General features: G+C 63.9%; 25 protein-coding genes. 6 read left to right on the top strand and 19 right to left on the bottom strand.

Features of this window, described 5'->3' with window-relative positions; genetic code table 11:
- Positions 1–42: 42 nt before the first annotated feature.
- The 4 genes from ACGYK9_RS17385 to scpA are packed head-to-tail and all read right to left on the bottom strand — an operon-like array spanning position 43 to position 4,439.
- The gene (locus tag ACGYK9_RS17385) at positions 43–1,044 is read right to left on the bottom strand and encodes an endonuclease/exonuclease/phosphatase family protein (RefSeq protein WP_394414911.1); all 1,002 of its coding nucleotides are present in this window, start codon (positions 1,042–1,044) and stop codon (positions 43–45) included.
- On the bottom strand, positions 1,044–1,724 hold the full coding sequence (locus ACGYK9_RS17380; protein WP_067261634.1) for a molecular chaperone DjiA: 681 nt from the start codon (positions 1,722–1,724) through the stop codon (positions 1,044–1,046). The genes ACGYK9_RS17385 and ACGYK9_RS17380 overlap by 1 nt, the downstream gene beginning before the upstream one ends.
- Before the next feature lie 52 nt (positions 1,725–1,776).
- Positions 1,777–2,298, bottom strand: coding sequence for a GNAT family N-acetyltransferase (locus ACGYK9_RS17375; RefSeq protein WP_394414866.1), 522 nt, complete (start codon positions 2,296–2,298; stop codon positions 1,777–1,779).
- On the bottom strand, positions 2,298–4,439 hold the full coding sequence (gene scpA, locus ACGYK9_RS17370) for a methylmalonyl-CoA mutase (protein WP_394414869.1): 2,142 nt from the start codon (positions 4,437–4,439) through the stop codon (positions 2,298–2,300). The genes ACGYK9_RS17375 and scpA overlap by 1 nt, the downstream gene beginning before the upstream one ends.
- A gap of 165 nt (positions 4,440–4,604) precedes the next feature.
- Between scpA and ACGYK9_RS17365 the strand changes: the two genes are divergently transcribed.
- Positions 4,605–5,060, top strand: coding sequence for a DUF4174 domain-containing protein (locus ACGYK9_RS17365; RefSeq protein WP_394414872.1), 456 nt, complete (start codon positions 4,605–4,607; stop codon positions 5,058–5,060).
- A 42-nt stretch (positions 5,061–5,102) separates the two neighbouring features.
- Here the strand turns inward: ACGYK9_RS17365 and ACGYK9_RS17360 are convergent, their stop codons facing one another.
- From ACGYK9_RS17360 to ACGYK9_RS17330, 7 genes are all read right to left on the bottom strand, one after another.
- Complete coding sequence (locus ACGYK9_RS17360) at positions 5,103–7,148, bottom strand: acetyl-CoA carboxylase biotin carboxylase subunit (protein WP_394414875.1); 2,046 nt, start codon at positions 7,146–7,148, stop codon at positions 5,103–5,105.
- 137 nt (positions 7,149–7,285) lie between these two features.
- The gene (locus tag ACGYK9_RS17355) at positions 7,286–7,492 is read right to left on the bottom strand and encodes a hypothetical protein (RefSeq protein ID WP_067261646.1); all 207 of its coding nucleotides are present in this window, start codon (positions 7,490–7,492) and stop codon (positions 7,286–7,288) included.
- A 319-nt stretch (positions 7,493–7,811) separates the two neighbouring features.
- Positions 7,812–8,159 (bottom strand): hypothetical protein, encoded by a 348-nt coding sequence (locus ACGYK9_RS17350; protein WP_271693800.1) that lies wholly within the window; start codon positions 8,157–8,159, stop codon positions 7,812–7,814.
- An 81-nt stretch (positions 8,160–8,240) separates the two neighbouring features.
- Positions 8,241–8,381: a hypothetical protein gene (locus tag ACGYK9_RS17345; protein ID WP_168613065.1), complete on the bottom strand. Its 141-nt coding sequence runs from the start codon at positions 8,379–8,381 to the stop codon at positions 8,241–8,243.
- 214 nt (positions 8,382–8,595) lie between these two features.
- Positions 8,596–9,096, bottom strand: a complete 501-nt coding sequence (locus ACGYK9_RS17340; RefSeq protein ID WP_394414878.1) for a DUF6497 family protein — start codon at positions 9,094–9,096, stop codon at positions 8,596–8,598.
- On the bottom strand, positions 8,994–9,248 hold the full coding sequence (locus tag ACGYK9_RS17335; RefSeq protein WP_394414881.1) for a Rho termination factor: 255 nt from the start codon (positions 9,246–9,248) through the stop codon (positions 8,994–8,996). The genes ACGYK9_RS17340 and ACGYK9_RS17335 overlap by 103 nt, the downstream gene beginning before the upstream one ends.
- 105 nt (positions 9,249–9,353) lie before the next feature.
- Positions 9,354–10,886 carry an acyl-CoA carboxylase subunit beta gene (locus ACGYK9_RS17330; RefSeq protein ID WP_168612268.1) on the bottom strand — a complete coding sequence of 511 codons (1,533 nt, stop codon included), beginning with the start codon at positions 10,884–10,886 and terminating at the stop codon, positions 9,354–9,356.
- Positions 10,887–11,055: 169 nt separating this feature from the next.
- Here ACGYK9_RS17330 and ACGYK9_RS17325 point away from each other — a divergent pair, with 169 nt between their 5' ends.
- The gene (locus tag ACGYK9_RS17325) at positions 11,056–12,270 is read left to right on the top strand and encodes a multidrug effflux MFS transporter (RefSeq protein ID WP_394414885.1); all 1,215 of its coding nucleotides are present in this window, start codon (positions 11,056–11,058) and stop codon (positions 12,268–12,270) included.
- Positions 12,271–12,348: 78 nt separating this feature from the next.
- Positions 12,349–13,749 carry a short-chain fatty acyl-CoA regulator family protein gene (locus tag ACGYK9_RS17320; protein WP_067261653.1) on the top strand — a complete coding sequence of 467 codons (1,401 nt, stop codon included), beginning with the start codon at positions 12,349–12,351 and terminating at the stop codon, positions 13,747–13,749.
- Here the strand turns inward: ACGYK9_RS17320 and ACGYK9_RS17315 are convergent, their stop codons facing one another.
- The 6 genes from ACGYK9_RS17315 to ACGYK9_RS17290 all read right to left on the bottom strand — a co-directional run bounded on the left by ACGYK9_RS17315 (position 13,750) and on the right by ACGYK9_RS17290 (position 20,088).
- The gene (locus tag ACGYK9_RS17315; protein WP_394414889.1) at positions 13,750–14,424 is read right to left on the bottom strand and encodes a thermonuclease family protein; all 675 of its coding nucleotides are present in this window, start codon (positions 14,422–14,424) and stop codon (positions 13,750–13,752) included.
- Positions 14,425–14,485: 61 nt separating this feature from the next.
- Positions 14,486–16,144: a choline dehydrogenase gene (betA, locus tag ACGYK9_RS17310; protein WP_394414892.1), complete on the bottom strand. Its 1,659-nt coding sequence runs from the start codon at positions 16,142–16,144 to the stop codon at positions 14,486–14,488.
- Positions 16,145–16,301: 157 nt separating this feature from the next.
- Complete coding sequence (betB, locus tag ACGYK9_RS17305; RefSeq protein WP_394414895.1) at positions 16,302–17,759, bottom strand: betaine-aldehyde dehydrogenase; 1,458 nt, start codon at positions 17,757–17,759, stop codon at positions 16,302–16,304.
- A gap of 76 nt (positions 17,760–17,835) precedes the next feature.
- Positions 17,836–18,411 (bottom strand): choline-responsive transcriptional repressor BetI, encoded by a 576-nt coding sequence (betI, locus tag ACGYK9_RS17300; protein WP_209219056.1) that lies wholly within the window; start codon positions 18,409–18,411, stop codon positions 17,836–17,838.
- 92 nt (positions 18,412–18,503) lie between these two features.
- Positions 18,504–19,433 (bottom strand): DMT family transporter, encoded by a 930-nt coding sequence (locus tag ACGYK9_RS17295; protein WP_394414898.1) that lies wholly within the window; start codon positions 19,431–19,433, stop codon positions 18,504–18,506.
- Between the two features lie 55 nt (positions 19,434–19,488).
- A complete protein-coding gene (locus ACGYK9_RS17290; RefSeq protein ID WP_209219057.1) occupies positions 19,489–20,088 on the bottom strand; it encodes a LysE/ArgO family amino acid transporter in 600 nt (199 codons plus the stop codon).
- A 91-nt stretch (positions 20,089–20,179) separates the two neighbouring features.
- On the opposite strand from ACGYK9_RS17290, the gene ACGYK9_RS17285 reads away from it, so the two are divergent.
- Positions 20,180–21,061, top strand: coding sequence for a LysR family transcriptional regulator ArgP (locus ACGYK9_RS17285; RefSeq protein ID WP_394414901.1), 882 nt, complete (start codon positions 20,180–20,182; stop codon positions 21,059–21,061).
- On the opposite strand, the gene ACGYK9_RS17280 is transcribed toward ACGYK9_RS17285, so the two are convergent.
- Positions 21,058–21,798, bottom strand: a complete 741-nt coding sequence (locus ACGYK9_RS17280) for a YebC/PmpR family DNA-binding transcriptional regulator (protein ID WP_394402223.1) — start codon at positions 21,796–21,798, stop codon at positions 21,058–21,060. The two genes, ACGYK9_RS17285 and ACGYK9_RS17280, sit on opposite strands and share 4 nt — an antisense overlap.
- 119 nt (positions 21,799–21,917) lie before the next feature.
- On the opposite strand from ACGYK9_RS17280, the gene ACGYK9_RS17275 reads away from it, so the two are divergent.
- Together ACGYK9_RS17275 and ACGYK9_RS17270 are read left to right on the top strand one after the other, a co-directional pair.
- Positions 21,918–23,690 (top strand): SLC13 family permease, encoded by a 1,773-nt coding sequence (locus tag ACGYK9_RS17275; protein ID WP_322328161.1) that lies wholly within the window; start codon positions 21,918–21,920, stop codon positions 23,688–23,690.
- A 75-nt stretch (positions 23,691–23,765) separates the two neighbouring features.
- On the top strand, positions 23,766–24,623 hold the full coding sequence (locus tag ACGYK9_RS17270; RefSeq protein WP_394414905.1) for a bile acid:sodium symporter family protein: 858 nt from the start codon (positions 23,766–23,768) through the stop codon (positions 24,621–24,623).
- A gap of 68 nt (positions 24,624–24,691) precedes the next feature.
- On the opposite strand, the gene ACGYK9_RS17265 is transcribed toward ACGYK9_RS17270, so the two are convergent.
- Positions 24,692–25,888 (bottom strand): hypothetical protein (locus ACGYK9_RS17265; protein ID WP_394422632.1); only part of this gene is annotated, 1,197 nt, incomplete at its 5' end.

Here is a 25,888-nt window from a genome sequence, read left to right as displayed (position 1 = left end):
GCGCATGTCCAGTCTTACGCCACGCCGCTGGCAGCCCCCCGCCTAAAGATCGACATCCAGCGTGACGGGGAAGTGATCCGAGGCGGCCAACAGCGCGTCACGCAGGGCGAGATCTTGCCAGCAGGCCGGATCATCCATCGGGTGCCAAATCCGCCAGCGGGCCGCACGGGCGGCGATCTGCGGGCTGACCATGATGTAGTCCAGCAGCGCCTGAAGATAGCGTTCCTCCGGCGCGATCCAGAAACGCGCGCTGGTGGGCGCGGCCCCCAAACGGCGGCTGAGCGCCTGTTTGGCATGAGGTTCGAACAGCGCCGCCGCCCCCTGCCCCAGCACGATCTCGACCGAGGACCGCCCGAAGAGGCTTTCGAATTCATCCAGCCCTGGCCCGTCGTTCAGATCGCCCAAGACCATCACGGGCCGTTCCGCCGCCAAATGCATGTCGATCCGCCGCCTCAGCCATATCGCCTGTGCCAATTGTTTGCGCCGGTTGGCGATGGCGATGCGCAGCACATCGGCCTTGGACTTGGCGCCATGGGGCGCTTTGGATTTGAGATGCGCGCCGATCATCTGGAAGGTGAAACCGGCCTTCGTGGTCACCTCCAACTCCAAGGGCGGTTTGGAAAAGACCACCGCGTCTTCGGTCGCATCCACGTCAAGGTCGATCCGCAGCGTCTGGTCAAAGCGCGGGGCATCGGCGGCACCCTGCGGCACATGGCGGGCGCTAAGCTTGTCGGGGTCATAGAGCAGCGCGATCTCTTGCTCGGTGTCGTTTGAAAACCCCATGACGGCTGCCCGCGTGCGCAGGGAGAACCGCGCGGCAAAATGCTCAAGCGCCGCCACGGTGGATTGCCGCCGCCCGTGGTTCGGCGCTTCGATCACCATGACCGCATCGGCATCCAGCGCCCTGAACACGTGGCCCAAAGCTGCCGTCTGCTGCGCACGGGTCACCCCGTGCCGCCCGGCCCAAGCGTCATCGTCGTAAAGCCGGTTGTCATCGTCAAAAAGGCTCGCGAACCACTCAACATTGTAGGTCGCGATGCGCATCAAGCGTGTTTGCCCGAGAGCGTTTCCCATGCGCGGTTGATGTCGATCATGCGTTTCTCGGCCATCTTGATCGCCTCTTGCGGCAGGCCGCGCGCCACCAGCGCGTCGGGATGGTTCTCGCGCACCAGCCGCCGCCACGCGCGGCGGGCCTCTTCCAACGTCGCATTGGGGCCGATGCCCAGAACCGTGCGCGGCAGGGGCGAGCTATCGGGCACGAAACGCGCTTTGAGCGAGGCGAAAGCCTCTTCATCCATGCCGAAAATCGCGGCCACATCCTCAAGAAAGGCGTTTTCGTTGGGGTGGTAGATGCCATCGGCCATCGCGATGTGAAACAGCCCCTCCATCAGGTCATGCAGGGTCTGGGGCTGGTCGCTGAACATCCGCGCGATGCGGCGGGCGTAATCCTCGAAACCGGTCACGTCTTGGCGGGCGAGGTTAAAGACCCGCGCCGCCCCTTCCTGATCCGCCTCGGCGATCTGGAACACTTCGCGAAAGGCGGTCACCTCATCGCGGGTCACCAGCCCATCGGCCTTGGCCATCTTGGCGCCAAGCGCGATCACCGCGATGGTAAAGGCGACCGAGCGCTCAGGCGGGCTGCGCAGCCGGTCAAAGACAGCCGACAGCCCCTCGCCCGCGGTGAGGGCTGACAGAGCTTCGGAGATGCGCGTCCAGATCGACATGGGCTGACCCTTTGGTATTCGGCCCCCAGCTTAACCGCTGGCATCGGGGAAGTCAGGATGCTGTCAGCGTTTTTTGCATCAAGATGAGATCGAGCCATTGGCCATGTTTGCGCCCCACCTCGGGCATCCGCCCGACCTGCGCAAAGCCCAGTTTTTCATGGAACGTCACAGCGCCGGGATTGGCGCTGCTGATCGCGGCGACCATGACGTGACGGCCCGCCGCCGCTGCCGCCTCTATGGCCTGTGTCATCAGGTCGCGGCCCAGCCCCCGCCCCTGCGCCGCCTCGGACAGGACGATGCTATGCTCCACCGTCGCGGCATAGCCCGGCCCGCCCCGAAAGCTGCCATAGGTGACAAAGCCCAGCACCGCGCCCTCCCCTTTGGCCACCCAAAAGGCATCGGCGCGGGCGGCGATCAGCGCCGCGATTTCCTCCGGCGTCTTTTCATCGGTGGTGAAGGTCGACAGGCTGTTGCGGATCATACCGTTCCACAGCGCCGCCACGGCGGCGGCATCCTGCGCCACGGCGGGGCGGATCGCGCCGCCCCTCAGGGCGGCGCTTCCGTCGTCTTGCATCACTTCCGCGTCTCGCGGATCAGCTTCAGGATATCCTGCGCGGCGGTTGGGATATTGGTGCCGGGGCCGAAGATCGCCTTCACGCCCGCGTCTTGCAGGAACTTGTAGTCCTGCTGCGGAATCACCCCGCCGCAGATCACGAGGATATCCTCGGCGCCCGCATCCTTCAGCGCTTGGATCAACTGTGGCGCCAGCGTCTTATGCCCCGCCGCCTGACTGGAGATGCCGATGACATGCACGTCGTTGTCCACGGCGTCCTGCGCGGCCTCCGCAGGGGTCTGGAACAGCGGGCCCACGTCCACGTCAAAGCCGATGTCGGCGAATGCAGTGGCGATCACCTTGGCACCGCGGTCGTGGCCGTCCTGGCCCATCTTGACCACCAACATGCGCGGGCGGCGGCCCTCGGCCTCGGCGAACTCATCGACCGATTTCTGAATGTCGGCAAAGCCCGCGTCGCCCTCATAGGCCGCGCCATAGACGCCTGAGAGTGTCTTGACCTCGGCCCGGTGCCGTCCGAATTCCTTTTCCATCGCCATGCTGATTTCCCCCACTGTGGCGCGTGCGCGTGCGGCCTCGACCGCCGCGTCGAGCAGGTTGCCGCCCTCGGCCGCCCGCCGTGTCAATTCTGCCAGAGCGGCTTCGCAGGCCGCGTCATCCCGCTCTGCCCGAATGCGCTCCAAACGCGCGACCTGACCGGCGCGCACCTTGACGTTGTCGACATCGAGAATGTCGATCGGCTCTTCCTTGTCGCGGCGATATTTGTTGACGCCAACGATCACCTCGGACCCGCGGTCGATGCCCGCCTGACGCTGGGCCGCCGCCTCTTCGATCCTGAGCTTGGGCATGCCCGAGGCCACGGCCTTGGTCATGCCGCCCATCTCCTCGACCTCCTCGATCAGCTTCCACGCCGCCTCGGCCAGATCGGCGGTCAGCTTCTCGACGTAGTAACTGCCCGCCAGCGGGTCGACGACATTGGTGATGCCGGTCTCTTCCTGCAGGATCAGCTGGGTGTTGCGGGCAATGCGCGCGGAATGGTCGGTCGGCAGGCCGATGGCCTCATCCAGCGAGTTGGTGTGCAGCGATTGCGTGCCGCCCAAGACCGCCGAAAGCGCCTCGTAAGCCGTGCGCACCACGTTGTTGTAGGGGTCCTGCTCGGCCAAGCTCACGCCCGAGGTCTGGCAGTGGGTGCGCAACATCGAGGACTTGGGGTTCTTCGGCTCGAACTCCTCCATCACCCGCGACCACAAGAGACGCGCGGCGCGCAGCTTGGCGGCCTCCATGAAGAAGTTCATGCCGATGGCAAAGAAGAACGACAGCCGCGGCGCGAAGCGGTCCACGTCCATCCCTGCCGCAATCGCCGTGCGCACATATTCGCGCCCGTCGGCGATGGTGAAGGCCAGTTCCTGCACGAGGTTCGCGCCCGCCTCCTGCATGTGGTAGCCCGAGATCGAGATCGAGTTGAACTTGGGCATGTGGTCCGAGGTATATTCGATGATGTCCCCGATGATCCGCATCGACGGCTCCGGCGGGTAGACATAGGTGTTGCGCACCATGAATTCCTTGAGGATGTCGTTCTGGATCGTGCCCGAGAGCTTGGCCCGGTCGTGGCCCTGTTCCTCGCCCGCGACGATGAAATTGGCGAGGATCGGGATCACCGCGCCGTTCATCGTCATGGAGACCGAGACCTGATCGAGCGGAATGCCATCGAAGAGGATCTTCATGTCCTCAACAGAGTCGATGGCCACGCCCGCCTTGCCAACATCGCCCTCCACGCGGGGATGGTCACTGTCATAGCCGCGGTGCGTCGCCAGATCGAAGGCGACGGAGACACCCTGCTGGCCTGCCGCCAAGGCACGGCGGTAGAAGGCGTTGGATTCCTCGGCCGTGGAGAAACCCGCATACTGCCGGATCGTCCAAGGGCGGCCCGCATACATCGTCGCCTTCACGCCGCGCGTAAACGGCGCCTCGCCGGGGATGCTGCCGAGATGCTCCAGCCCGTTCACGTCCTCGGCGGTGTAGAGCGGCTGGACGTCGATCCCCTCCAGCGTCTTCCACGTGAGATCATCGAGGCTGCGCCCACGCAATTCGCCGGTAGCCAGTTCCTGCCAACGGGCCTTCGCGTCCTTTTGGTCGGATGTCATATGCTTGTCCTTCTCCCTTAGCGCCCGGCGGCAGGCATCGGCCTGCGCAACTGTGGCGGCTGAATTGTCAAAGGCCGCGCCCCTAGGGGGATAAATTCCCCCTGCGGCGCTTTGCCCTTCGCAAACTGGCACAGGCCCCCTATATTTGAGGGGACAGGAGCCTTGATGAAACGTTTGATCTCACTAGTTTTTGCAGGATTGATGACCACGGCGACCATGGCCCAAGGGGCCGATGCCCCGGTGGAGGATCCGTTGTTCCTGCCTGCCGATATGGCCGATCTCAGCACCTTCCAATGGACCAAACGGCCCGTGCTGGTCTTTGCCAATTCCGAGAATGATCCCGCCTTCGTCGCGCAGATGGAATACCTCCGCGAGCGTGAGGATGAGTTGCGCCTGCGCGATGTCGTCGTGCTGACCGATACCGATCCCGCCGCGCAGAGCCCGCTGCGGCTGCGGATGCGCCCGCGTGGTTTCATGCTGGTGCTGGTCGACAAGGAAGGCCAGATCGAGCTACGCAAACCCTTCCCTTGGGACGTGCGCGAGATCACCCGTAGCATCGACAAAATGCCGCTGAGGCAGCGAGAGATCAGAGAGGCGAAGGAGCGCGACATCATCCGCTGATGCCCCGCGCCCTGCCCGCCCTGATCGCCCGCGCGTCGCACCCTATTCGAACTCCATGATCACATCGTCCACCGCAAGGCTGTCGCCCGCACCGGCGTTGACCTTGCTGACGACGCCCTTCTTCTCGGCGCGCAGGATGTTTTCCATCTTCATCGCCTCGATGGTGCAGAGCGCTTGGCCCTCCTGAACCTCGTCACCCACTTCGACGTCGAGCTTCACCACCAGACCCGGCATCGGGCAGAGCAGCATCTTCGACGTGTCAGGCGGCAGCTTTTCGGGCATCAGGGCCGCCAGTTCCGCCTGACGCGGCGTGCGGACATGGACTTTCAGGTCTGCACCGCGGGTGCGGATGCGGAAGCCGCCTGAGATTTTGCCGACCTTCAGCACCAAAGGCGCGCCATCGACGGTCATCTCGGCCAGTTGGTCGCCCGGGGTCCAATCGCCGCTGACGCGCATTTCGCTGCCGTCAGAGAAAGCCACCGTCGCCCCTTCGGGATCGGCCTTGGTGACCACATCAAAGTTCTCACCCTGAAGCTTCACGTTCCAGTCGCTGCCGACTTTGCGCTCGTGGTTGTCCATCCGGCCCGAGACGCGGGCGCGGCGGATTTCGCCAACGCGGTGCATGGCGGCACAGGCGGCGGCGATGCGGCGCAACTCGCTCTCCGGCAGGGTCACACCTTCGAAGCCCTCGGGGTATTCCTCGGCGATGAAGGCGGTGGTCATCTCGCCCGAGACGAACTTGGGGTGATCCATCACGGCGGAAAGGAACGGCAGGTTGTGCCCGATGCCCTCGACCTCGAAACTGTCGAGCGCCACGCGCATCTTCTCGATCGCCTCTTCCCGGGTCGGCGCCCAAGTGCAAAGCTTGGCGATCATCGGGTCGTAATACATCGAAATCTCGCCGCCCTCGTAGACGCCGGTGTCGTTGCGCACGGCCATGTCACCGGCGGGCGCGTCGCCCTGCCATGTGCCCTGCTCCAGAAGCGGCCCCGCGGCCACCTCCTGCGGCGGGCGGTAGCGGGTCAAGCGGCCAATGGAGGGCAGGAAGCCGCGGTAGGGGTCTTCGGCGTAAAGCCGGTTCTCGATGGCCCAGCCGGTCAGGGTCACGTCGTCTTGGGTGATCGACAGCTTCTCGCCGTTGGCCACGCGGATCATCTGCTCCACCAGATCGACGCCGGTGATCAACTCCGTCACCGGGTGTTCCACCTGCAGGCGGGTGTTCATTTCGAGGAAGTAGAAGTTCTTTTCGCCGTCGACAATGAATTCCACCGTGCCCGCGCTGGTATAGCCTACGGCTTGAGCCAATGCGACGGCCTGTTCGCCCATCGCGCGGCGGGTCTCTTCGTCAAGGAAGGGGCTCGGCGCCTCTTCGACCACCTTCTGGTTGCGCCGCTGGATCGAACACTCCCGCTCGCCCAGATAGATGCCATTGCCGTGGCTGTCGCAAAGCACCTGAATTTCGATGTGGCGCGGCTGGGTCACGAATTTCTCAATGAAAATCCGGTCATCCCCGAAGGAATTCGCGGCCTCGTTCTTGGACGATTGGAAACCCTCGCGCGCTTCCTCGTCGTTCCAAGCGATCCGCATGCCCTTGCCACCACCGCCGGCGGAGGCTTTGAGCATCACCGGATAGCCGATGTCATTGGAGATCTTCACCGCTTCCTCGGCGTCTTCGATCAGCCCCATGTAGCCCGGCACGGTGGAAACCCCGGCCTCTTTGGCGATCTTCTTGGAGGTGATCTTGTCGCCCATTTTCTCGATCGCACCGACGGGTGGGCCGACAAAGGCCACGCCAGCCGCGTCGAGCGCCTCGGCGAACTTGCTATTTTCGCTCAAGAAACCATAGCCCGGATGCACCGCCTGCGCGCCCGATTGCTTGATCGCCTCCATCACCTTGTCGATGACGATATAGGACTGGTTCGCCGGGGGCGGGCCGATGTGAATGGCCTCATCCGCCATTTCCACATGCAGCGCCTGCGCGTCTGCATCGGAATAGATCGCCACGGTGGTCAGGCCCATTTTCTTCGCGGTCTTGATCACGCGGCAGGCGATTTCGCCCCGGTTGGCAATGAGGATCTTGTCAAACATCAGCAGTTCCTTTGACGGTGACAGGCCACGCAAAATGCCGCGTCAGCCGGGGCTGCGCGGGTGCCTGTAGGGGTAAAGATGAAAGGGAGGCCGCCCTGCCCGCGCGGATGGCGGGCAAAGCGGCTATTGTAGCTGGATCAGTTACATTTGCCGGGATTGAGCTGGCAATAACCGACGTTGGCTGCAGCGCCGATGGCCGCGCCCTGCGCCAGCGACCCGCCTGTGACGGCTGCCGCACCTGCGCCGACGGCTGCGCCACCCAAACCTTGTTCGCCGATGTTGTCGCCGCATGCGGCCAGACCGGCTGTCGCGCCAAGCGCGAGAATGATGTTACGAATGGACATGTGCCTGTTCCTTCACTGCTATCTACTATCCGACCAACGCCCTGCCGTTTGACAAGTTCCCGGTCGGTTTTTCGGTCTGCTGCCCTGTGGCGCGAAAACCACCCTTTCGAAAAGTCGGGCAGCCCCGCGCAAGCGCGCGACTGCCCGATAGGGGAAGGGGTATGGTCTTCATGTCCAACGGCACGAAGGACAAATGATGTGCCGCTAGCCAAGGCAAGCTTGGTCCAAGCCCGCAGCGGCGCCAAGCCTGCGCCAGTCCCGAACGGAACTTCGGCAAAGCCATGCTGATCTGTGAACAGGCGCGGCGACATCATGCCGATCAATCCTCGAAAGCTTCGGGGAATGCGGCGCGGGCAGCAGGCACGTCGAGCACCAGCAGAGCTTCGTAATCGGCAGGATCGAAAGGATCGGTCGCGGGCAGAACCTCACGGCCAAAAAGCCAAGACAGACGGCCCGCATCCAGATTGCCACGCTCGAAAGGATGTTCGCCAAAGGCTTCCCAAAGGGCTTTGACAAAGGCGGTATCAGCGCGGCGATCCGGGGCGCGGCGGTCGGGGCGACGCTCACGCCGGGTGATGGGCGTGACCCCTTTGGGGTTCGGACGGCGAATTGTGAATTGGAAATCGGTGCCGGGCAGACGCCCGGGGAACCCGCGGTGTTTCAACATATAGGCGGGCATCAGACACCCCTCCCGGTTGCAGGGGTGGCTGGGATCAGGGCAGGCGCAAACGCCTGCCCTGCGACGGCATTACTTGTACTTGCCGGTGTAGACGGGCTCAACCGAGATGGGCTCGGGCTCAACCACGACGTACTCTTCTTCTTGCTGTGCGCAGGCCGAAACCGCTGCGACGAAACCGATAGCTGCCAGCAACTTGATGCTCTTGGACATGTATATCTCCTATTAATGTTAAATGAACCTGACACGACAACACGCCGGCCAAGCCCGGGTTCTGAGGTAAGGGATACGTGGGTATTCCTTGACCGCATCATATGCGATTCACATGGCAATGGATACGGTTGCAAGTGCAATCGGCCACGTTGTGACTCCAAAGCATCATTCCAATCCGAGGATCGGCGGATTCTTGCAAGATATTGCCTGCGCATCACAAACCCTCCCAAATGCAGGTGTCATTCTGCGCCCGGAAAGCTTCGAAATACTGGGTCGCCTCGGGGTCGGCCGCGCCGAATTCCACCGGACGGTCGGCGAGGGAGACGACGATCACCTGCCCCGCCAGCGCATGTTCAGTCATGTAAGGAAGTGCGACGACCGCGCAGAGATGTTCCATATCCGGCGCGGCGCGGTCATAGGCGATGGCCCCCGGCCCTTTGGCAATCTGCGGCGCAATGAAACGGAAGCGAAGCCAAGTCTCACCGCCGAGATCCTCGACCAAGACCTCTTGCAGGTCAACGGTTTGGCCAGAGGGGACATCAATGGCCCGCGCGGGGGCTGCAAGCCCGACCGCCAGCAGGGCTGGCAGCCAAGCCCGGCGCAGAAGAGCGCCTAGTGGTTGCGCAGCGCGTCGATCAGCGCGTCCTTGTCCATGTCCGAGCGTCCTTCGATCCCGAGCTCCTGCGCTCGGTCGTAGAGATCGTCCTTGGTCCAATCCTCGTAGGGCGGCTGTTTGCCCCCCTTCTTGCCGGGGTGCTGGTTGTCGTTGGCCTGCGCATTGGCGATGCGGGCGGCTTTCTCCTTGCTCGCCCCATCCTCGCGCAGGGACTTGTAGGTCTCTTCGTCCTTGATGGATGAATTCGGCATGATCCGGTCCTCCTTTGCAAGGAAAACCACCCAGCCCGCCGAGGGTTCCGCGCGCGGCCCTCGTGGGATCGGTATTTGAGAAAGGATGAAGCTGCATGATGGCGCTCAGAGCGGGATGTTGTCGTGTTTCTTCCACGGGGTCTGCACTTTCTTGTTGCGCAGAGAGGCGAAGGCGCGGGCGACCCGTTTGCGGGTGCTGCGGGGCTGGATCACCTCGTCGATGAAACCACGTTCGGCGGCGACGAAGGGATTGGCGAAACGATCCTCATAATCCTTGGTGTGTTTGGCGATCTTTTCGGGGTCGTTCAGATCCTTGCGGTGGATGATCTCGGTCGCGCCTTTGGCGCCCATCACGGCAACTTCGGCGGTGGGCCAAGCGTAGTTGAAATCCGAGCGCAGGTGTTTCGAGGCCATCACGTCATAGGCGCCGCCATAGGCTTTGCGCGTGATGACGGTGACCATCGGCACCGTCGCCTCGCCATAGGCGAAGAGCAGTTTCGCGCCGTGTTTGATGACGCCGCCGAATTCCTGACCGGTGCCGGGCAGGAAGCCGGGCACATCCACCAGCGTGAGGATCGGAATTTCGAAGGCATCGCAGAAGCGTACGAAACGCGCCGCTTTGCGCGAACTGTCGATGTCGAGGCATCCGGCCAGCACCATCGGTTGGTTGGCCACCACGCCAACGGTACGCCCCTCAAGGCGGATGAAACCGGTGATGATGTTCTTGGCGAATTCCTCTTGGATTTCGTAAAAGTCGCCCTCATCCGCCAGTTTGAGGATCAATTCCTTCATATCATAGGGGGTGTTGGCGTTCGACGGCACCAGCGTGTCGAGCGAGGGCTCGATCCGATTGGGATCGTCGAAGAAGGGGCGGACCGGCGGTTTCTCGCGGTTGTTGGCGGGCAGCAGATCGACGAGGCGGCGCACTTCGGCCAGCGCCTCCACATCGTTCTCGAAGGCCGCGTCGGCGACGGAGGATTTGCGCGTGTGGGTGGTGGCGCCGCCCAGCTCTTCGGCGGTGACGACTTCGTTGGTCACGGTTTTCACCACGTCCGGACCGGTGACGAACATATAGGAGCTGTCTTTGACCATGAAGATGAAGTCGGTCATCGCGGGCGAATAGACCGCCCCGCCCGCGCAGGGGCCCATGATGACGCTGATCTGGGGGATCACGCCGGAGGCTTCGATGTTGCGCTGGAAGACCTCGGCGTAGCCTGCAAGGCTTGCCACGCCTTCTTGGATGCGCGCGCCGCCGGAATCGTTAATGCCGATCACCGGGGCGCCGTTTTGCACTGCCATGTCCATGATCTTGCAGATTTTCTGGGCATGGGTTTCAGATAGGGAGCCGCCGAAGACGGTGAAATCCTGACTGAAGACATAGACGAGGCGGCCATTGATCGTGCCCCAGCCGGTGACCACGCCATCGCCGGCGGGCTTTTGATCCTGCATGCCGAAATCGGTGCAGCGGTGGGTGACGAACATGTCGAATTCCTCGAAGGAGCCTTCGTCGAGCAGCAGATCGACACGCTCCCGTGCGGTGAGCTTGCCGCGGCCGTGCTGCGCATCGATCCGTGCCTGACCGCCGCCCAAACGCGCATCTTCGCGACGCCGCTCCAGTTGTTCGAGAATGTCTTTCATGACGCACCCCTATTGTGATTTCGACCAGTCTACCGGAGGAGCGCAACTGACCAAAGCGCAATTTTGCAAATTTGCAAAATCAATACAGGCGTGGTGAAGCAAAATGAAAAGTTGCAAAACAATCTAGTTAACATGGACATTTCCCATACCCGCGACTACTTGCATTTGCATGAGCGATATCCCCCGGGTCCGGTATCTAGACCGGACGACCCCACCCCATATCTCAACGCTGATCCTGCTGGCCGGGCTTTCGGCCATGGTCATGAACATTTTCCTGCCCAGCCTGCCGAAGATGGCAGAGCATTTCGACACGGATTATGCGGTGATCCAGCTTTCGGTGCCGCTCTACCTGTTCTTCAGCGGGATACTGCAAATCTTCATCGGGCCGATTTCGGACAACCTCGGGCGGCGGCGGGTGATGCTTTGGGGCTTGGGCATCTTCTTCGTGGCCACGGTGGGCTGTCTGCTGGCGCCGAACATCGCCGTGTTTCTGGTATTCCGCATGGCGCAGGCTGTGATCGCCACGGGCATGGTCCTGAGCCGCGCGGTGATCCGCGATCTCTATACCCAAGACGAATCGGCCTCTATGATCGGCTATGTCACCATGGGCATGGCGCTGGTGCCGATGATCAGCCCCGCCTTAGGCGGGCTGCTGGAACAGGGTTTCGGCTGGCAGGCTTCCTTCTGGGCGATGCTGATCCTTGGCGGGTTGGTGTTTTGGGTGGCTTGGGCGGATTTGGGCGAGACCGCCCGGGCCAGTGGCAAATCGCTGCGCCAGCAGTTCGGCGAATACCCCGAGTTGCTCCGCTCCCCCCGTTTTTGGGGCTATGCGCTGGCCACGGGCTTTTGCTCGGGCGCCTTCTTTGCCTATCTCGGCGGCGCGCCCTTCGTGGGCACCGTGGTCTTCGGGATGGAGCCTGCGGTGCTTGGCCTCTATTTCGGCGCACCCGCGATTGGCTATTTCATCGGCAACTTCGTCACCGCGCGGACGGCGACCCGGTTTGGCGTCAATACGCTGGTGCTTTGGGGCTGCATTTCCAATGCCGTGGGTGGCACGGTGTCGCTGCTGATCTTCCTGGCGGGCTACGGCTCGCCACTCAGCTTCTTCGGACTAATGACGCTGGTGGGGCTGGGCAACGGGCTCTGCATCCCCAATGCCACCGCCGGGATGCTGTCGGTGCGCCCGCACTTGGCGGGCACGGCCTCCGGGCTGGGCGGGGCGATCATGATCGTCGGCGGCGCGGCTTTGAGCGCGCTGGCGGGCGCCCTGCTCACCCCTGAAACCGGAGCCTATCCGCTGTTGTGGCTCATGCTGCTGACGGCCATCGCCTCGGTCGCCTCCATCTGGGTGGTGATCCGGCGTGAGAAAGCTTTGGGCCTCTAGGCCCACGCTCTCCGCACTTGTGACCCCGGCTTTGCAAAGCTAGGCTGCACCCGACTGCAAATTTGCAAAGGCGCGCGGATGGCGATCCAGAAACTCTATGCCGGTGTGAAACTACGTGAGACCCGCACCCGCGCGGGGCTGACGCAGAAAGACTTCGCCGCCCGGCTGGGCGTCTCCTTGCCCTATCTCAACCAGATGGAGAACAACAACCGGCCTGTCAGCACCAATGTCGTGCTCGCCTTGGCGTCGGAGTTCAGGCTGGATGTGACCGAGCTTTCCAGCGGCGATGGGGAGCGGTTGGTCAGCGATCTGCGCGAGGCGCTGGCCGATCCGATTTTCGCCGGAAAGGCACCCCCGGTGGCCGATCTGCGCCTTACCGCCTCCAACGCGCCGGGGCTGGCACATGCCTTTCTCGCGCTGCATCAAAGCTACCGACAGGTACATGAACGGCTGGCCTCGCTGGACGAAGCCCTGGGCCGCGAAGACGCCCGCGCGATGCCCTCCCCTTGGGAAGAAGTGCGGGACTTCTTTCACTATTGCGACAATTACATCGACGCCGTCGACCGTGCGGCAGAGCATTTCGCGACCCGCGAAGGCAGCGGCAGTGACACGCGGGCGACCGCGGCGCGTGCGCTTGAGAGTGCCGGGGTGCGCGTGGTTTTTGAGGATGACGACCGGCTGCGCGCCTATGATCCCGCCCGCAAGGTACTGCATCTATCGGCCCGTGCGGCACCTGAGACGCAGACATTTCAGATGTTGTTGCAGGTAGCGCTGACCCAGCAAGACGCGCTGCTGGAGGCGACGCTGGACCTCGCCCGCTTCCACAGCACCGCGGCGCGGGATATCGCAAAGATTGGGCTGGCCAATTACTTCGCCGGGGCGGCCCTCTTGCCCTATGGGCGGTTTTTGCAAAAGGCGCAGGACTGCCGCCATGATCTGGAGGTGCTGGCCGGGCATTTCGGTGCCTCGATCGAGCAGGTGGCGCATCGGCTATCGACGATGCAGCGGCCCGGGGCAAAGGGGGTGCCCTTCTTCTTCGTCCGGGTCGATCAGGCGGGCACGATCACCAAACGCCATTCCGCCACCCGGCTGCAATTCGCGCGTTTCGGCGGCGCCTGCCCGCTTTGGAACGTCCACCGTGCCTTTGAGACGCCGGGGCGGTTCCTGCGGCAGCTGGCCGAGACGCCGGATGGGGTGCGCTATATCAGTTTGGCGCGGGACATCTCGAAACCGGCGGGACGGTTTGGCGCGCCGGTGCGGCGCTACGCGATCTCACTCGGCTGCGAGGTGCGCCATGCGCCCGCGCTGGTCTACGCCGATGGGATGGACGTCACCCGCAGCGATGCCTTTGAACCGATTGGCATTTCCTGCCGGATTTGCGAGCGCCGGGATTGCCATCAACGCTCCGTCCCGCCGCTAGAGCGGCAGTTGGTGGTCGACCCGCATCTGCGCGACACCCTGCCCTACCGGGTGGAGTGATCAGCGCCGCGCGCGCCGCCACCCCGCGCCGCGTGCCTCTGCCTCGGAACAGAACCAACGCTCGCCCTTGCGGGCGCTGATGCGGGTGCGGCTGTAAAATTCCTGCCCCGGCATATGGTAAATCTTGACCCCCTTGGCGCTGATATTACCTTTGATCTGGCAGCTCCCCTCGGGTCGGGCAGGCTCGGACCCGCTGCGGCGGGTCACGCGGTAGCGGGCGGGGGAAACCGTCTTGAACCCGTGAATCCCACGGCCCGCGACAAAGGCGGCCTTCTCATCCAGATCATAGTCCATCGAATATTTCCGATAGGCAAAGGCCAGCCCGTCACGCACCAGCGCCTGCCCCACGTCAACGTCGCCCACATGGCAGCGGGCGACGATGCGATCATAGCGGTCGCGGTCTAGTGCCTCACAATGCGCGTTGGCCCCTTGGTATCTGTCGCGCACCTCCCTCGTTGTCCAATCTCCGCAGGCCCAGGCCTGCCCGTCATCGGTCTCGCAGGACTGGCTGGACTCGAGCGCATCGATACCATGCAAGCGGATGCGCGTACCGCCGAGATCGAAAGTATCCCCATCGATCACGCGAACCAGGCCCGAGACGGTTTGCGCCCCCGCTGATCCAGTTGCGAGGCTCAGTGTCAGACTGAGGGCGAAAAGTGAACAAATCCTTAACATGAGGCAGGTATGACGCCCCGCCCCGCGGCCTTCAAGACAGGATGTTAAGGCAGGTTAATGATCAACGCTGCGCCACCTGCCAGTTCGGATGCAGCCAAGGTTCGTCATTCGCGCGCGGCAGCGGATCGCGGCCCAGAAGGAGGTCCGAGACCTTTTCGCCGACCATGATCGAAGGCGCGTTAAGGTTGCCATTGGTGATCCGCGGGAAGATCGAACTGTCGGCCACGCGCAGCCCCTCGACCCCGATCACCCGTGCTTGCGGGTCGACCACGGCGTTGGGATCGTCCGCCGCCCCCATGCGGCAGGTGCCGCAGGGGTGATAGGCGCTCTCGGCGTGTTCGGCGATGAAGGCGTCCAGTTCCGCGTCCGATTGCAGCGCTTCTCCGGGCTGGATCTCGTGTTTGACGAAGGGCTTGAAGGCGTCCTGCGCGAAGATCTCCCGCGTGAGGCGGATGCAGGTGCGAAACTCCTCCCAATCGTCGGGATGGGACATGTAGTTGAAGCGGATGCGCGGCGCCTCGGCAGGGTCGGCGGAGCGCAGGGTAATCTCGCCCCGCGACTTCGAGCGCATCGGCCCGGTATGGGCCTGAAAGCCATGCCCCTCGGCCGCCGCCTGCCCGTCGTAGCGCACGGCAATGGGCAGGAAATGGTATTGAATATCAGGGTATTCCACGCCGGGCTTCGAGCGGATGAAAGCCGCGGATTCGAACTGGTTCGAGGCCCCCATGCCGGTCTTGGTGAACAGCCATTGCGCGCCAATGACGGCCTTCGACAAGAGGTTCCAGTGCTTGTAGAGCGTGATCGGCTGGCGCGAGGCCATCTGGATGTAAAGCTCCAGATGGTCCTGCAGGTTCTGCCCAACGCCGGGGCGGTCGGCCAGCACCTCGATCCCGTGTTCGGCCAGATGCGCGGCGGGGCCGATCCCCGAAAGCATCAGCAGTTTGGGCGAGTTGATCGACGAGGCCGCCAGCACCACCTCGCGGCTGGCGCGAATCACCTCCGTCGCGCGGCCACGCTTGACCTCGACACCCACAGCACGGCCCTCTTCGATCACCACGCGCTGCGCCAACGCGCGGATCAGGGTGACGTTGCCGGTCTTCTGCGCCGGGCGAAGATAGGCATTGGCCGCCGACCAGCGCCGCCCGTTCCAGACAGTCTGTTCCATCGGGCCGAAACCCTCCTGCTGGCGGCCGTTGTAGTCATGGGTCACCTGGTAGCCGGCCTGCGCCCCGGCCTGCACGAAGGCATCGAATAGCGGGTTCTCGCGCGGGCCGCGGCTGACGTGCAGCGGGCCATCCTTGCCGCGCCATGCCGGATCGCCGCCATGGCCGTTCTCATGCCATGTCTCCATGCGCTTGTAGTAGGGCAGCACATCGGCGTAGGACCAACCGCGCGCGCCGGACTCTTCCCAATGGTCGAAATCCTTGGCGTGGCCGCGCACATAGACCATGCCGTTGATCGAGGACGAGCCGCCGATCACCTTGCCGCGCGGGCAGACCAGCTCGCGGTTATTGAGATGCGGCTCGGGCTCGGATTTATAGCCCCAGTCGTAACGCGGCATGTTCATCGGATAGCTGAGCGCCGCCGGCATCTGGATGAAAGGACCCGCGTCGCTGCCGCCATGTTCGATGACGATGACCTTCCGGCCCGCCTCGGCCAGACGGTAGGCCATGGCGCAACCCGCGGAGCCCGCGCCGACAATGACAAATTCAGCTTCCATAGCTCTTCCTTCCGTGATTCCCCGCCGGGTCAAGGATGCGCAGCACCGCGCGAAGGCGCGGCTTGTCCTTGAGGCGGTGGGGAATCGCTCCCCAGAATTGACGAGGTGACTTGAGGATCAGGCTGATCCCTCAAGCACCTCTCAACAAATTCACCCCTTAGAAGGGCGCCTCGACATCGCCCATGCGCACGTAGACCGACTTCACCTGGCTGTAGTGCTCGATCGCCGCCTTGGCGTTCTCGCGGCCGACGCCGGAGTTCTTCATGCCGCCGAAGGGCGCTTCGACGGGGGCGTCGTTGTAGCTGTTGATGTAGCAGGTCCCGGCCTCGAACCCCGCCGCGACGCGGTGCGCGCGGGTGAGGTCGCGGGTGAAGACACCGGCAGCAAGGCCGAACTCGGTCGCGTTGGCGCGGGCCATGACCTCACCCTCGTCTTCGAAGTCGAGCACCGCCATGACGGGGCCGAAAATCTCTTCGCGGGCGATGACCATGTCGTCGGTCACATCGGCAAAGACCGTGGGCCGCATGTAGAAACCATCACGTTCGATCCGGGTGCCGCCATAGACCAGTCGCGCACCTTCGGCCTTGCCCTTTTCGACGTAGTCTAGCGCAATCTGCATCTGACGTTCGCTAACCATGGGACCGAAGCTTGTGTCGGGGTCCATCGGATCGCCGATCGCAGCGTTATCCAGCCGCTCAGAAAGCCGGGCGAGGAACTTCTCCTTGATGTCGCGGTGCACAAAGACGCGGGTGCCGTTCGAGCAGATCTGCCCCGAGCTGTAGAAGTTGCCCAAGATCGCGCCGCCGACGGCATTGTCGATGTCCGCATCTTCGAAGACGATCAGGGGCGACTTGCCGCCCAGTTCCATCGTCACATGTTTGATGCCCTCGGCAGCCGCGGCATAGACCTTGCGCCCCGTGGGCACGGACCCAGTGAGCGAGACCTTGTCGACACGGGCATCGGTGACCAGCGACTGGCCGACCTCGCCCATGCCCTGGACCACGTTGAAGAGGCCCGCAGGCAGCCCGGCCTCGATCAGGATTTCGGCGACCTTCAGGGCGCAAAGCGGCGTGGTCTCGGACGGTTTGAAGATCATCGCATTGCCGCAGGCCAGCGCGGGCGCGGCCTTCCAGCAGGCGATCTGGGTGGGGTAGTTCCATGCGCCGATGCCGACGCAGACACCCAAGGGCTCGCGCCGGGTGTAGACCCAATCCTCGCCAAGCTGGATATGCTCGCCGGTCAGGCTGCCAGCGAGGCCGCCGAAATACTCCAGCGCGTCCGCGCCGCTGGTGGCATCGGCGACGGAGGTCTCCTGATAGGGTTTGCCGGTGTCTTGGGTTTCCAGCACCGACAGATCGTGGTTGCGGTCGCGGATCATGTCGGCGGCGCGGCGCAGGATACGGCCGCGCTCGGTGCCGCTCATCGCGCCCCATGCGGCCTGCGCGCGGCGGGCCGAGGCGATGGCCTGCTCCACGATCTGAGGCGTGGCGGCATAGACCGTGGCGATCTTTTCGCCCGTGGCGGGATAGATCACCGGGATCGGCGTGCCATTGGTGTCTTCGACATAGGCGCCGTCGATAAAGTGGCTGGCGGTGGGTTGGGGATCATAGGACATCAAAGGGACTTTCTTGCCTGAGGCGAGGAGTGTTCAGAGAAGCGGAGCGCGGCGGTGCCGCCCGTCTCCGCGGTGTTCAACGGCCCGCTTTAAGCAGCAGGTCGAGTGTATAGAGCGCGCGGGTCATGGCCTCTGCCGCGCTGACGCCATCCGACAGCGCCGCGCGCAGGTAGAGCCCGTCGATCAGCGCCGCCAAGGTTTCGGCGTCGCCTTCGGGCTGAGGGCTGATCGGGCGCAGCGCATGTGTGAGGTTGGACCGCAACCGGCTTTGATAGGCCGTCAGCAGCCGCCGGGTTTCGGGGTTGGTGCGGGCATGGGCGTAGAGTGTCATCCACGCGCTGATCGTGCCGGGGTGAAAGCCGGTGTCGTCGAAACTGGCCACGATGATCGCCGCCGCGCGGTCATGCGGCGTGCGGGCCGTGGCAAGCCGCTCGCGGACCCCGGCGGCATATTCCGACAGGATATGCCGCATCGCCGCCAGAAAGATCTGGTTCTTGCCGCCGAAGTAGTGATGCGCCAGCGCGCTCGACATGCCTGCCCGCTTGGCGATCTGGCTCACCGTCACATCCAGCGACTGGGCCTCGCCGATCTCGGCGATGGTGGCTTTGACCAGCGCAGAGCGGCGAATGGGTTCCATTCCGACTTTGGGCATTGGATTCGGATCCTTGGGGCAGTGTTGACCGCCTCAGGATAGGGGAATCTTTATTGACTCGTCAATCAAGTACCACCCGACATAGCGGAAGGTCAGAATTTCGTCGCATGCGAGGGGGGCGTGACCTGCCGTTTCAACATCGCTTCGCGCCATGTGATAAAGGTGACAGAGCCCAAGATCACCGCCCCGCCCAGCACGACCCAGAGGTCCACCGGCTCGGCAAAGACCACCACGCCGAGGATCGTTGCCCAGACCAATTGCAGGAAAGTGACCGGCTGTGTCACCGTCACCGGGGCGGCGGCAAAGGCCAGCGTCATGGTGAAATGCCCCGCCGTCGCGAAAAAGGCGACCCCGGCGAGGATCAGCAGTTCCTGCGGTGTTGGCGCGATCCAGACGGCGAAGGCAAAGGGCGCCAGCCCGATGGTCACAAAGATCGACAGCATCGTCACGATCATCACCGGGCGCGCCTCATCCGCCAGCACCTTGGCCAAGAGGTAGGACCCGGCAAAGACCACCGCCGCCAGCAACATCGCCAGATGCCCGGTAGAGACTTCGCGAAAACCGGGCCGCAGGATGATCGCCGCCCCCGCCAGCCCCAGACAGACCGCCACGATGCGCCGCGCGGCCAGCTTCTCCCCTAGAAAGATCGCGGCACCCACGGTGACATAGATCGGCGCGAGGTAGTTCATCGCCGTCACCTCGGCGATGGGCAGGCGGGTCATGGCGTAGAACCACAGGATCACCCCGCCCGCGTGGCACAGGCCCCGCATGCCAAACAGACCCCATTGCCGCCGGCTTACCGGGGTGGCCAGCAGCGACCGCAGGATCGGCAAGACAAAGACCAGCCCCATGGCGTAGCGCAGGAAAGCGGCCTCTGCCGAAGGCAGGCGCGGCCCCATGTATTTCACCAGCGCGGTCACGCCGATGAAACAGGCCCCCGTCACCAACATCCAAAAGACCCCGACAAGCGGACGGTTGGGCGGAGCGGGGATGTCGGGGGTGGTGGCGGGAGAGTGTGTCATGCCGCGACCCTTTCCCAAAGCGCTGCCAAGGGCAAGATGGGCGCGGCATTTTTATTCACATCGCAAGCAATTTGATGGCAATCGCCCACATGGTCACGGCAATGATGGCGTCCAAGACCTGCCAACTGCGCGGTCTGGCAAAGAGCGGCGCCAGCAGCCGCGCGCCATAGCCCAGTGAGAAGAAGAAGACGAAGCTTGCCAGCACCGCCCCGATGCCAAAGCTGAGCCGGTCGGGATATTGCGCCGAGATCGAGCCGAGCAGCACCAAGGTGTCGAGGTAGACATGCGGGTTCAGCCAAGTCAGCGCCAGCAGCGTCAGGATCGCCTTGCGCAGGCTGCGGGTGGATTGCCCCTCGGCCTCCAGCGCCTCCCCGCCCTGCCATGCGGAAACCGCGTTGCGCCAGCCGTACCACAGCAGGAAAGCCGCGCCGCCATAGCGCATCAGCGGGCCGAACCACGGGGCCGCCTCGGCCAGCGCGCCAAAGCCCGCGACCCCCGACATGATCAACACCGCATCCGAGGCAGCACAAACCAGCACCACCGGCAGCACATGTTCGCGGCGCAGCCCTTGGCGCAAGACAAAGGCGTTCTGCGCCCCGATGGCCATGATGAGGGTGAGGCTGAGGGCGAAGCCGGGAAGGAGTGAGGTGAACATCAAAGGCGTCCTATAACATGGGTTGCCTTTGCCTAGCCCGGCGGTTCAGATTACTCAAATTCAATAGTCTACGTTAGGATTAGCAAATCTTATGCAGCTCGACAGCGCGCAGCTAACCGCCTTAGCCCATATCCTACGGCTCGGCAGTTTTGATGCCGCAGCGGCGGTGCTGGGGGTGACCCCCTCGGCAATCTCGCAACGGGTGAAGGCGCTGGAGGATCGTGTGGGGGCCACCCTCGTTCTGCGCGGCCAGCCCTGCACCGGCACGCCCATGGGCCAGCGTCTTGCCAAACATGCGGAGGATGTGGCCCTGCTCGAAGCGCAGGCGCTTGGCGCGGGCGATGCCACCGCCCCGCCCCGGCTGCGCCTTGCGGTGCCTGCGGATGTCTTGGCCACATGGCTGATCCCGGCGCTGGCGCAGGTGCCCGACATGCTCTTCGATCTGATGATCGACGACCAAGACACCTCTGCCGATTGGCTGCGAAAGGGGGAGGTCAGCGCGGCGGTGACGGGGCAAGCCCGCGCGGCACCGGGCTGCGACGTGCTGCCCTTGGGGGCGCTGCGCTACCATGCCACCGCCAGCCCCGCTTATCGCGAGACGTGGTTTGCCGAGGGCGTCACGACCCAGGCACTGGCCCGCGCGCCAATGCTCACCTTCGACCACAAGGACCAACTGCAAGGGCGATGGCTGATGCGAAAGACCGGGCAGCGACTGACCCCGCCGAGCCACCACCTACCCTCAAGCCACGGCTTTGTCGCAGCAGCGCAGCAAGGACTGGGCTGGGGGATGAACCCCGCGCCGCTGGTGGCCGAGGATATGGCGGCGGGGCGGCTCGTGTCGCTGGACGAGGCGCTGCCGCTGGATGTGCCGCTTTACTGGCAGGTGGCGCGGATCATGGCGCCCGCGCTGGCCCCGCTCACCGCCGCCATAAGGGCCGCGGCGCGCGAGGCGCTGGTGCAAATGCCGCGTTAAAGCTGCGACATAACCTCGTCTGAGGCCTCAAAGTTCGTGGTGACGCGCTGCACGTCGTCATCTTCCTCAAGCGCATCGATCAGCTTCATCAGCTTTTCCATGTTCTCAAGATCCATCTCGGTGGTGGTGGTCGGACGCCAGATCAGCTTGGTCGATTCCGACTCGCCCAGTTCGGCCTCCAGCGCGGTCGACACGTCGTTGAGATCGGTGTCGGCGCAATAGATCACATGGCCTTCTTCAGAGCTTTCCACGTCTTCGGCACCGGCTTCGATCGCGGCCATCATCACGGTGTCGGCGTCGCCCACGGAAGCGGGATAGATCACCTCGCCCTTGCGCTCAAACATGAAGCCGACCGAACCGGTCTCGCCCAGATTGCCGCCGTTCTTGGTGAAGGTCGAGCGCACGGTCGAGGCGGTGCGGTTGCGGTTGTCGGTCATCGCCTCAACGATCACCGCCACGCCATTGGGGCCATAGCCCTCATAGCGGATTTCCTCGTAATCCTCGCCCTCACCGCCGACGGCCTTCTTAATGGCGCGTTCGATGTTGTCCTTGGGCATGGACTGGCCCTTGGCCTCTTTCACCGCCAGACGAAGACGCGGGTTCTTGTCCGGGTCGGGGTCGCCCATCTTGGCCGCGATGGTGATTTCCTTGGAGAGTTTGGAAAACACCTTGGCGCGCAGCTTGTCCTGACGGCCCTTGCGATGCTGGATGTTTGCCCATTTGGAGTGACCGGCCATGAATACCTCGTTCTGGCAATGCGTTTGCGCCACTCTATATGCCAGCATCACCGCTGGAACAAGCCACCCGGCCTGTGCTTAGCTTTCCGCCGATGGGGCAACCACGTTAGACCGGATTTATGACCACTGATCAGATCATCCTATTCACCCTCTTCGGCGCGGTCTTTGGTCTGCTGCTTTGGGGGCGGTTTCGCTATGACATCGTGGCCTTCGGGGCGCTGATGCTCGGCGTGGTGCTGGGGGTGGTGCCCACGGAAAACGCCTTTGACGGCTTCGGCCATCCGGCCACGCTGATCGTGGCGCTGGTCTTGGTGGTTTCGGCTGGGTTGGTCCGTTCGGGCGCGGTGATGCTGATCACCCGCACGTTGGTCGACAGTTCGCGCAGCTTGGGCGCGCATATCACCATGATGGGCGCCGTGGGCGGGGTGCTGTCGGCCTTTATGAACAACGTCGCCGCCTTGGCCCTGCTGATGCCGGTCGATATCCAGACCGCACGCAAGGCGGGCCGCGCGCCGGGGCTGAGCCTGATGCCACTCAGTTTCGCCACCATCCTTGGCGGCATGGCCACGCTGATCGGCACGCCGCCCAATATCATTATCGCCTCCATCCGGCAGGAATCCTTGGGCGCGCCTTTCAAGATGTTCGATTTCGCCCCAGTCGGTGGGCTGGCCGCCATCGCGGGGCTGATCTTTGTCGCGCTGATCGGCTGGCGGCTGATCCCCGCCCGCGAAGACGCCATGATCGAGGCCGAGGATATCGCCCAATATATCGCCGAGCTAACCGTACCCGAGGGCAACAAACAGATCGGCAAACGGCTGGCCGAGTTGCAAGAAGAGGCGCATCGCGCCGATGTGGCGATCTTGGGCCTGATGCGCGACGGCAAGCGGCGCTATGGCACGGCGCGCAACGTGGTGCTGCAAGCCGGAGACGCGATCGTGCTTGAGGCCACGCCCGACGCGCTGGACGAGTTCCGCAGCACGCTGAACCTCGCGCTGGCTGACCGGGACCGCGAAGACCTGCTGTTGGCCGATGGCGACGGGGTCGAGATTGTCGAGGTCGTGGTGACCGATGGCTCGCGGCTCAACGGGCGCACGGCGCAGGCGGTGGGTCTGTCGTGGCGGCAGCGCACGGTGCTGCTGGGCCTGTCGCGACAGGGCCGCAAGATCACCTCGCAACTGCGCACGACCGAGCTGAAACCCGGGGACATCCTGTTGCTGCTGGTCCCGCGCGACACGGTGGCCCATGTCACCGACTGGCTGGGCGTGCTGCCGCTGGCCGACCGGGGGCTTGCGGTGACCCAAGACAGCAAGACATGGCTCGCCATCGCGATGTTCGCGGGGGCCGTGGCGGCGGCCTCCTTCGGGCTGATCTACCTGCCCATCGCGCTTGGAATCGTCGTGGTCGGCTATGTGCTGGCCAAGATCGTGCCGCTGTCGGAACTCTATACCCATATCGAATGGCCGGTCATCGTGCTGTTGGGCTCCATGATCCCGCTGGGCGCGGCGCTCGAGACTTCGGGCGGGACCGAATTGATCGCGGGCGCGCTGGTGGGGCTGACCGAGGGACTGCCCGCTTGGGTGGTCCTCACGGTTCTGATGGTGGTGACCATGTCGCTGTCGGATGTGCTCAACAACACCGCGACGACCATCGTCGCGGCGCCCGTGGGCATACAAATGGCCCAGTCGCTCGGCGTCTCCCCTGACCCGTTTCTGATGGCGGTTGCGGTGGCGGCCTCTTCGGCTTTCCTGACGCCGATTGGGCATAAGAACAACACGCTGATCCTCGGCCCCGGCGGCTATTCCTTCGGCGACTATTGGCGCATGGGGCTGCCGCTGGAGATCATCGTCGTCGCCGTGTCGATCCCCGCCATCCTGTTCTTCTGGCCGCTTTAACAGCCGCCCCCGCGCGTCGGACTTGCCAGAGCATATTTGCCGCCCCTAGGCTGAAGGTCAGCTTTGGGGGGACAAATGGACATTCTAATCAACGTCGTACTGCCGCTGTCATTGGCGATCATCATGCTGTCGCTGGGCGTGGGCCTCACGGTCCCAGACTTCACCCGCGTGGCGAAATACCCGCGCGCCTTTGCCTTGGGCGCGCTTTGCCAAGTGGTGCTGGTGCCCGCTGCCGCATGGGCGGTGGCCATGGCCTTTGGCCTGCGTGGAGAACTGGCCGTGGGGCTGATGATCCTCTCTTTCTGCCCCGGCGGTGTGACCTCGAACATGATCAGCAAATTCGCACGGGGCGATGTGGCGCTTTCGGTGACTTTGACGGCGGTCGTCTCGCTTCTGAGCATCCTGACCGTGCCGGTCTTCACCGCCATCGCCGTGCGGCACTTCATGGGCGATGCCGCGCCGGATGTTTCGGTCGCGGCGCTGGCGGTGGCGATGTTCGTGATCACCACCTTGCCCGTGGCGCTTGGGCTTGCCCTGCGCCACCTCGCCCCCGGCTTTGCCGCGCGGATCGAGCCGGGCCTCTCCTCCCTCGCCGCGCTGCTCTTCGTGCTGATTGTCCTCGCCGCATTGGCCGGAAATTGGAGCGTTTTCACCCAGAATCTCGCCCGCCTTGGTCCCGCGCTCATCAGCATGAACGCGGCGCTGATGTTGTTGGGGCTGGGCATTGCCGCGGCGGCTGGTCTGGCGTGGCAGACGCGCAAGACGATCTCGATCGAAGCGGGCATCCAGAACGCGACGCTCGGCATCACCCTCGCCGGGTTGATCTCAGGCCAAGTGTCGGGGTTCAGCGCCTATGCCCTGCCCTCGGCGGTTTATGGCATCACAATGTATCTGGTGGCCCTGCCCTTCGTCCTTTGGATGCGCGGACGCTGAGGGCGACGCCCGCCAAGCAAAAGGCGCGCCCCGAGGGACGCGCCTTTCGTTTTTAGACTGACGGCCCCTTAGGCCATGTCGAAGGCGTCATCCTCGCAGGTGTCGCCCCCTTCGTCTTCCTCCTCCGGCACGGAAGTGAGGGTCAGCGCGTCCATGAGGGCGCTCGCGGGGTCGGAGGTATCGGCATCGGAGTCCTCCATGTCAGGATCGACCATACCGGACACCTCAAGCACCTCACCGCCGCTCTCATCCGAGTCCAACACAACACGCATGCCGCTCAGATCGATATCTTCGAAAGACAGCGAGCCGGGATAGGTCCAGAGGGTGAAGTTCGTGCTTGTGACCTCATCATCGGAACTGTCAGCGGTCGTGCCGAACTGCAGACCCACATCGAAGCTGCCCCCCGCTTGGGGACCATCGTCGAAACCGTCGACACCGTCATCCACGGCCTTCACATCCGTCAGGTGATAGCCTTCGGCGTTCACATCAGGGAAGAAGTTCAGTTCTTCGATTGCGCTGCCATCAGTCACATTGAAGAAAAGCCCGTTGATGTCAGCGTGGGATTCCGCTTCGGGATCAGTGGGCGAGAGGTTGAAGTGCAACTGCCCCTCCGGCGTTTCCGTGACGGCGATTGTGATCTCCCCATTCTCTCCCATCAGGAAATTAAGAACGGACTTATCGTCGCCACCGGTATCACTACCTTGCGTACCACCCGAGCCAGACCCCTTAGTGCCGCAAGAGCCGGAGCCTTTGGTGCCCCCCGAGCCGGAACCTTTCGTACCACCAGAACCGGAGCCCTTGGTGCCACCAGAACCGGAGCCCTTCGTGCCGCCAGAACCGGAGCCCTTGGTGCCACCAGAACCGGAGCCCTTCGTGCCGCCAGAACCGGAGCCCTTCGTGCCACCCGAGCCGGAGCCCTTCGTACCGCCAGAGCCGGAACCCTTGGTACCGCCGGAGCCGGAACCTTTCGTGCCGCCAGAACCAGAACCCTTCGTGCCACCCGAGCCGGAGCCCTTGGTCCCACCCGAGCCGGAGCCCTTCGTGCCACCCGAGCCGGAGCCCTTGGTCCCACCCGAGCCGGAGCCTTTCGTGCCGCCAGAACCAGAACCCTTCGTGCCACCCGAGCCGGAGCCCTTGGTGCCACCAGAGCCGGAGCCCTTCGTACCGCCGGAACCGGAACCCTTAGTGCCACCCGAGCCGGAGCCTTTCGTGCCGCCAGAACCAGAACCCTTCGTGCCACCCGAGCCGGAGCCCTTGGTGCCACC

The organism is Sulfitobacter sp. 1A15258, assembly GCF_043557045.1.
GTDB lineage: Bacteria > Pseudomonadota > Alphaproteobacteria > Rhodobacterales > Rhodobacteraceae > Sulfitobacter > Sulfitobacter faviae.
This window is presented reverse-complemented; position numbering and strand designations above follow the sequence as displayed.

Bases quoted from the DNA above. Each gene is read 5' to 3' on its own strand.
- ACGYK9_RS17385 (WP_394414911.1), bottom strand. From the start codon at position 1,044: ATGCGCATCGCGACCTACAATGTTGAGTGGTTCGCGAGCCTTTTTGAC.
- ACGYK9_RS17380 (WP_067261634.1), bottom strand. From the start codon at position 1,724: ATGTCGATCTGGACGCGCATCTCCGAAGCTCTGTCAGCCCTCACCGCG.
- ACGYK9_RS17375 (WP_394414866.1), bottom strand. From the start codon at position 2,298: ATGCAAGACGACGGAAGCGCCGCCCTGAGGGGCGGCGCGATCCGCCCC.
- scpA (WP_394414869.1), bottom strand. From the start codon at position 4,439: ATGACATCCGACCAAAAGGACGCGAAGGCCCGTTGGCAGGAACTGGCT.
- ACGYK9_RS17365 (WP_394414872.1), top strand. From the start codon at position 4,605: ATGAAACGTTTGATCTCACTAGTTTTTGCAGGATTGATGACCACGGCG.
- ACGYK9_RS17360 (WP_394414875.1), bottom strand. From the start codon at position 7,148: ATGTTTGACAAGATCCTCATTGCCAACCGGGGCGAAATCGCCTGCCGC.
- ACGYK9_RS17355 (WP_067261646.1), bottom strand. From the start codon at position 7,492: ATGTCCATTCGTAACATCATTCTCGCGCTTGGCGCGACAGCCGGTCTG.
- ACGYK9_RS17350 (WP_271693800.1), bottom strand. From the start codon at position 8,159: ATGTTGAAACACCGCGGGTTCCCCGGGCGTCTGCCCGGCACCGATTTC.
- ACGYK9_RS17345 (WP_168613065.1), bottom strand. From the start codon at position 8,381: ATGTCCAAGAGCATCAAGTTGCTGGCAGCTATCGGTTTCGTCGCAGCG.
- ACGYK9_RS17335 (WP_394414881.1), bottom strand. From the start codon at position 9,248: ATGCCGAATTCATCCATCAAGGACGAAGAGACCTACAAGTCCCTGCGC.
- ACGYK9_RS17330 (WP_168612268.1), bottom strand. From the start codon at position 10,886: ATGAAAGACATTCTCGAACAACTGGAGCGGCGTCGCGAAGATGCGCGT.
- ACGYK9_RS17325 (WP_394414885.1), top strand. From the start codon at position 11,056: ATGAGCGATATCCCCCGGGTCCGGTATCTAGACCGGACGACCCCACCC.
- ACGYK9_RS17320 (WP_067261653.1), top strand. From the start codon at position 12,349: ATGGCGATCCAGAAACTCTATGCCGGTGTGAAACTACGTGAGACCCGC.
- ACGYK9_RS17315 (WP_394414889.1), bottom strand. From the start codon at position 14,424: ATGTTAAGGATTTGTTCACTTTTCGCCCTCAGTCTGACACTGAGCCTC.
- betA (WP_394414892.1), bottom strand. From the start codon at position 16,144: ATGGAAGCTGAATTTGTCATTGTCGGCGCGGGCTCCGCGGGTTGCGCC.
- betB (WP_394414895.1), bottom strand. From the start codon at position 17,759: ATGTCCTATGATCCCCAACCCACCGCCAGCCACTTTATCGACGGCGCC.
- betI (WP_209219056.1), bottom strand. From the start codon at position 18,411: ATGCCCAAAGTCGGAATGGAACCCATTCGCCGCTCTGCGCTGGTCAAA.
- ACGYK9_RS17295 (WP_394414898.1), bottom strand. From the start codon at position 19,433: ATGACACACTCTCCCGCCACCACCCCCGACATCCCCGCTCCGCCCAAC.
- ACGYK9_RS17290 (WP_209219057.1), bottom strand. From the start codon at position 20,088: ATGTTCACCTCACTCCTTCCCGGCTTCGCCCTCAGCCTCACCCTCATC.
- ACGYK9_RS17285 (WP_394414901.1), top strand. From the start codon at position 20,180: ATGCAGCTCGACAGCGCGCAGCTAACCGCCTTAGCCCATATCCTACGG.
- ACGYK9_RS17280 (WP_394402223.1), bottom strand. From the start codon at position 21,798: ATGGCCGGTCACTCCAAATGGGCAAACATCCAGCATCGCAAGGGCCGT.
- ACGYK9_RS17275 (WP_322328161.1), top strand. From the start codon at position 21,918: ATGACCACTGATCAGATCATCCTATTCACCCTCTTCGGCGCGGTCTTT.
- ACGYK9_RS17270 (WP_394414905.1), top strand. From the start codon at position 23,766: ATGGACATTCTAATCAACGTCGTACTGCCGCTGTCATTGGCGATCATC.